This window comes from Thalassospira permensis NBRC 106175, assembly GCF_000714555.1.
GTDB lineage: Bacteria > Pseudomonadota > Alphaproteobacteria > Rhodospirillales > Thalassospiraceae > Thalassospira > Thalassospira xiamenensis.
The window spans coordinates 1-5168 of the sequence record NZ_AUNC01000048.1 but is presented as its reverse complement, the minus strand read 5'-3'; the positions used below and the strand labels follow the sequence as shown (position 1 = coordinate 5168).

Sequence of the window (5168 nt, the reverse complement as noted above, 5' to 3'; positions counted from 1 at the left end):
CGCCGCCCTGAAAAAGGCGGCGTTTTCTTTGGTCCATCATCTGCCGGGATCAGAAATCCGCCGTCAGGGACAGCTTTGCCGTCAACGGTGCCCCCATCGTCAGGTAACCGCCATTGGCCGACGCCCAGTAATCGCTATCCGTAACGTTTTCGATATTGGCACGGATGGTAACGGGATATTCGTGCACCTCGGTCGTGTACCGCGCGCCAAGGTCAAGGCGTGTCCATGACGGGATCGAAAGGGTGTTGGTCGCATTGACATATTGCGATGCCGTGTGAACCGCACGCGCATTGACCGTCGCCCCTTTAAGGAACGGCAGGTCATATTCAATGCCAAGCTTGGCAACATAATCGGGAATGCCAATCGGCGTGTTGCCGTCATTGGTGCCGTTCTGGGTATCGGTTAGTTCCGCGTCATAAACCGTGATACCGCCCAGAATGCGGGTGCCGGTCACAGGCTCGCCAAAGACCTGGAATTCAACGCCGCGGTTCTGCTGCTCGCCGTCTGCGGCAAAGGTGTTGCTGGCGTTTTTATAAGAAAACGGCTTGGAAATCTGAAACAGGGCGACACTACCGCCAAAGCTGCCGAAATCGGCCTTTGCCCCGATTTCATATTGCTCGGACGTGTAAGGGGCCAACTGTTCGCTCGGGTTGGTCAGGGTGGCGTCACTGGCCGCACTGGCGGCTGTTTCGCCGGGCGACAGGGATTCCATATAGTTGGCATAAACCGACACCTGATCGGTCACATTGCCGACAATCCCGACCATTGGCGTATATTCGTCCGCGTCATAGTTGCTTGATTGTGCACCGCTGGTCAGGCTGAACTGCTTGGTATTGACCGACTGACGGCGAATACCGCCCGTGACACTGACGCGGTCGTCAAGGAAGCTGACGGTATCGGCCAGAAAATAGCTGGTCAGTTCGTTGATATTACGAAGCCCCGGATCACTCAGATTGCCTGATGGCGCTGCCAGCGCCGGATAGCCTGTGGGTGTCGGCCCGTAAATATTGCCGGTAAACGCCAACGCACCGGGCGAAAACGCCCATGCCTGATGGCTTTTGTTCTGAAGATAGGAAACCCCGGCATTCAGTTCATGCTTTACCAAGCCGGTTTCAAATTTAACGCGCGCACCGGTCAGCGCACTATTGGTCGTATCTTCGCGAATGATGGTCGAACCGCCATAGGTCATGGTGCCATCGGTACCGGTAATGCGCGGGGTCGAATAAATCCCGGATTCTTCCATGTGGCGGGTGCCTGCGGCGGCATAGGCCATAAGATAGTCGTTCACATCATGCTCGATCCGTCCCTGGACAAAGCTGTCCTCAAGGTCGGCCCATGTCCCATCCGCATTATAGTTATGGCTTGCATCCGGCGCATCGGGGATGTTCGTAAGCGTGCCGAGCAGATTTACCGATGTCCGCCCATGATCAATATTCTTTTCATTATGCCCGGCATCGACCGTGATGCGGGTATCATCGCCGCGATAATCGAATGACAGGGACCCGATCTGGCTGTTGCGGTCTTCGTCATCGATGGCGGTTTCACCGTCGCCATATTTCAGATTGGCACGGATGCCGAACTGGTTATCTTTGCCAAAACGCCGTCCGAAATCGACATGCCCGCCGGTCTGGCTGTTCATTTCATAGAATGTCGTGACACTGGTGATCGGATCATCTGTCGCGCGTTTGGGGATAAGGTTAATGCCGCCGCCAATGCCGCTGCCGCCCGGTGACATGCCATTGATGAATGCCGATGCGCCTTTGACAACTTCGACCCGCTCATACATCGACATGTCGATCAACTGGCGCGGTGCCGTGCCATAAAGGCCATCCAGCATCACGTCATCACCGTCAAGAACGAAGCCGCGGATCATGAAGCGGTCACCCGATCCGCCATAGCTATAGGATGTCAGAACGCCCGGATCGTTATCAACCACATCGGCAAGTGTATCGGCCTGCTGGTTCCTGATCACTTCGCTGGTATAGCTGGTGATGCTGACCGGGATATCCAGATTGTCCTTATTGCCCAAAACACCGGCCCGGCCACCCGTCGCGACCTGACCACCGGCATAGACCGGCGGGGTCGGATCGCCTGCCTGTGATGTGGCGTTGTCCTCTACCCGGATCGGGGCCAGCCTGATGGCATCGTCGGTTTCGGTCTGTGTGCTGTTTGTGCTGCTCTCCGTCGCGTTCTGCGCATGGGCGGGAAGGGCAACAACAGCAGACATGCTGACAGACGCCAGCAATAGCGTACTCAATGTATGACGTTTGAAGATCGGTGTGATCGGCATGAAAAAACCCCAAGGTCGAATTTCCCCGCCCCCCGGCGGGATCGATATGGGGTGCTGATTATCACTATTGATAATCAATCTCAATATAAATGATTATTATTATCAATATCGATGTAATTGTTCAGTTCTTCAATCGCGGGGTGGATTGGCGCTGTTTGGCAAGCCGGGCATGGCCCGCTTAATCGGCATAAATCATTTTATGTGTCATGCCGCCGTCAATGCGGATGGTTTCGCCGGTCATGAAACCGGATTGTTCATGATCAAGCAGGAAGGCGACCATTTTTGCGATATCATCCGGGGTTCCGATGCGCCCCGCCGGGTGTTGCTGCCGATCAATATCGCGATGTTGCGGTTCTTCGCGGGCGGATGATTTCTGCCAGTCGCCAACCTCGATCCAGCCCGGCGCAATGCCATTGACCCGCACCGCCCCCGAAAGGCTGACCGCCATGGCATGGGTCAAGGCAACCATGCCGCCCTTTGATGCGGCATAGGCTTCGGTATTGGGTTCGGACTGAAAGGCGCGGGTCGATGCGATATTGACAATCGCCCCACGGGTTTTGCGCAAATGCTGTGTCGCATGTTTGGCCGCCAGAAACGCCCCACCCAGATTGACATTGATCACCCGTTGCCAGCTTTCCCAATCCAGATGTTCGAACGATCCCGAATGCGGGTCGGCAATCCCGGCATTATTGACCAGCCCGTCAATGCGCCCGAACCGGTCGACGGTTTGCTGAACCGCAATGGCAACATCGCGTTCATTGGAAACATCGCCCTTGAAAAACAGGGCACGTTCGCGCTGTTCTTCGGAAAGGGCGGTGATGGCTTCATCCCCGGCATCCGCATCCAGATCAAACAGCATGACCTTCCATCCCGTCGACAGAAGATGCTGCGTAATCCCCAGCCCCAAACCCTGCGCAGCACCGGTGACGAAGGCGACCTTGGGATCAGGGAAGTTGTTCATGTGCTGCTTTGCCCGTATCAAGATGGAAGGAATTGGTGAATTTTATCAACGCATTGAAAATGGACCTGTTCCGGCCCGATGCAACGCATCAGCCGAAATTTAATCTTGTATCTCGTCTCCCGCCGTTTCCAGTTGATCAAGCAGCGCATGAACGAACCCCATTTGCCGCCCGTCAAGCCCGCGGGCTTTGGCGGCATCCTGAAGGGCTTCGGTCGCTTCAAGATGCAGGCGGTAATGCCCGGGATTCTGATCAATCCGATCCATGCGTTGCCGTTCATCACCAAAGACCATGCTTTGGCAACGCGGCGCACTCGATGATGTAAAGGCCCGGCAGGTCAGGGGGCGAACGTCATAGATCGTGCATCTTTCATCTGCGCCTAGAAGCGGGCAGCGTGCGCGCACTTCGGATGTGGTCTTTGCCTGTTCAATGATCCGTGCTGCCTGGGTCAGACGTTCAAGCAATGCCTGCTGTTCGTCCGGCGGAAACGTCTTGCGGATATGCTCGGCAATCAGGCTGGTGACACCGGGCGGCACCGCGACAAACAGGTGGCAGCACGCGCTGCATCCATCCCGGCAGTCGCAATGGGGTTGATGGGGGAAACTGTCCCGAAGGCTTCGCGACGCCGCATCGACCAGCATCATGGCCGCCTGCGCGGCGTCAGTGATGGTCGGGGCCTGTTCAAGCACACGGGCCAGTTCGGCGCGAAAGCCCGGAAACATTTCCTCGTATCGGCGCGATGCTTCTGCGGTCAGGGCACCGGTTCGGGAAATATCCCCCGTGATCCGGTCGATTGCGTCGTCAAGTTTTACCATGACCATGCGATTGCCTTTATCCCGATCCCTGTCCGCACACCGGACAGGCTGATACGAAACAGCCTGCTAGCCTTGTCCCATCATGATGGCTTTGGCACCATTTTCCAAGTACGCGGTTACAACCGGCGGCTCCCAAAAAAACTCTGCCAGAATTCCCAACCGGCAGGGTAGTCTGGTGATCCGTAAACCCGCCAAAAGATACGCTCCATCGGAACCGGTTCCGGGCCTTGGGCGTGCTTCGGGCCTCCGAACGGTGCGCTTGGCTCCTCGCCATAGGTTCCTTGCCGAACTGCTTCTCACCCCTCTGGTCGTTTTGCCACTTCCCGCCACCCGATGAAACGCAACCTGCCGTGATCCTCCCATGCTGCCTCCGACGCGTGGTTCCGCCAAACTTTGCCGCGCTGGCTCCCTCGGCGGATGTCCCCCGTTTGACGAACACGGAAATCCAAACAGCCGACGGACTCCGGCCCGTCGCACCAGTCGCCCCGGACCAGACGCCCCATTCCAACCAGCTTGTTTCGGTCGAAGACCCACCTCCCGCCGCTGTTTGCCACCTGCTGCCCAATTCTGCCAGTCGCGGCCAAACGCTGCCGATCACAATTTCGCCGGCTGCCTTGCCAACAAGGCGCACCTCTCCCGTCCTGACCTATCACCAGCGGACCCATCACCAGCCGCCGCTTGCCAAATGCTGCCCGACGTAGCCTAGCCGCTACCAGATCGCAATCTCGCCATTACTTTGCTAACAAGACGCACCTCTCCCGTCATGACTCATCTCAGCCACCGCTTGCCAGATGCTACCCGGCGCAGCCCAGCCGCTGCCGATCACAATTTTACCGGTTGCCTTGCCAACAAGGCGCACTTCTCCCGTCTTGACCTTTGGGTGACCTTGGGGTGGGTTAGGACACGGGCGCAAAACCGCCGTAATGGCTTTTCCACCCGCCGGTCATCATCCGGCGATGTTGCCGCCGGATCGGTCTGTCTTTGTGCTGCTGCATCATCATCACTTTCATCTGGCCCCAAACGCAAAAACCCGCAAAGCGAATCACGCTTTGCGGGTTTTGGTCCGGGCGCTTTTATCCCGTTGACTTTTTCTTTCTACCACAA

General features: G+C 57.0%; 3 protein-coding genes. All 3 read right to left on the bottom strand.

Translation table 11 applies throughout. The annotated features are described in order from the left end of the window. Positions 1-49: 49 nt before the first annotated feature. Positions 50-2290, bottom strand: coding sequence for a TonB-dependent receptor (locus SMB34_RS17680; protein ID WP_051682399.1), 2241 nt, complete (start codon positions 2288-2290; stop codon positions 50-52). A gap of 178 nt (positions 2291-2468) precedes the next feature. Beyond that, on the bottom strand, positions 2469-3251 hold the full coding sequence (locus SMB34_RS17675; protein WP_037992085.1) for a glucose 1-dehydrogenase: 783 nt from the start codon (positions 3249-3251) through the stop codon (positions 2469-2471). 99 nt (positions 3252-3350) lie between these two features. Continuing rightward, positions 3351-4070, bottom strand: a complete 720-nt coding sequence (locus SMB34_RS17670; protein ID WP_037992084.1) for a YkgJ family cysteine cluster protein — start codon at positions 4068-4070, stop codon at positions 3351-3353. Positions 4071-5168 lie beyond the last annotated feature (1098 nt).

What these genes read in the sequence shown, in the direction of transcription:
- SMB34_RS17680 (WP_051682399.1), bottom strand. Translation starts at nt 2,290, where the DNA reads ATGCCGATCACACCGATCTTCAAACGTCATACATTGAGTACGCTATTG.
- SMB34_RS17675 (WP_037992085.1), bottom strand. Translation starts at nt 3,251, where the DNA reads ATGAACAACTTCCCTGATCCCAAGGTCGCCTTCGTCACCGGTGCTGCG.
- SMB34_RS17670 (WP_037992084.1), bottom strand. Translation starts at nt 4,070, where the DNA reads ATGGTCATGGTAAAACTTGACGACGCAATCGACCGGATCACGGGGGAT.